At 46.1% G+C, this 1,014-nt stretch carries 1 pseudogene; it reads left to right on the top strand.

Annotated elements, in window-relative coordinates:
* Positions 1-1,014, top strand: a pseudogene (locus QOS01_RS10380) (hypothetical protein); the annotation flags it as partial.

Genomic DNA, 1,014 nt, shown 5'->3' with positions numbered 1-1,014 from the left:
GGTTCTGTAGAAGATGCAGAACAAAACGTTGCTAATGCTGAAAAGGAAGCTGAAAAGGCTGAAGCTGCTTTGAACACCGCTAAGGAAGAAGCTGCTGCTGCTCAAAAGGCATTCGACGAAGCACGGAACGCTGAAACTACGGCACAAGGTAACGACACTGACGCTGCAGCTAAATTAGCTGCTGCTCACGACGCTAACGTTGCTGCTATTAACAAGTACAATGCTGTTAAGAAGGCATACGATGCTGACAAGGCTACTCTTGAAAATGCTCAAAATGGATTAAAGGCTGCTCAAAACAACCCACTTTACCAATACAAGCAAGCTGCAGACCAAGCCAACGCTGATACTGCTGCTGCTGACAAGGCATACAATGATTACATGGATGCCAAGCAAGAAAACATCAACAATCCAAGCGAATGGAATGACGAAGCTGAACAAGCTGCTAAGAAGGCTTGGGACGATGCAACTGCTAAGGCAACTGCTTCTAAGACAGCTCGTGACCAAGTTAAGGCTAATGCTGAGCACGCATATCAACGAGCAATCAGTGCTAACCGTCACAACCCTACCCATGAAATGCGGGTGGCCGTTTACAACGCTAAGGCTGTTCTGAACAACATGAACAACTACGATGCTTACCTGACCGCTCAACAGAAAGAAGAAAAGGCATACAATGATTACATGGATGCCAAGCAGGAAAACATCAATAATCCAAGCGAATGGAATGATGGAGCTGAACAAGCTGCTGAAAAGACTTGGAACGATGCACAAGCTGCAACTGCTACAGCAAAGACTAATGCTCAAGCCGTATTAGACACTCCTGCTGCTGTTACTGCTGCACAAGGTGCCTTAACTACTGCACAACAAGCATTTGACAAGGTACAAAGTGATCTTAAGGGCGCTCAACATGATGTAAATGTTGCTGCAGCTAATTACAAGACTGCTGCTGCTTACAAGGCTGCTCACCAAGCATACCTTGACGCACAAAAGACTGCCAACGAAGCAGGTAACAAGGCT

Origin of the sequence: Limosilactobacillus avium (genome assembly GCF_947381485.1) — a bacterium.
GTDB lineage: Bacteria > Bacillota > Bacilli > Lactobacillales > Lactobacillaceae > Limosilactobacillus > Limosilactobacillus avium.
This window is presented reverse-complemented; position numbering and strand designations above follow the sequence as displayed.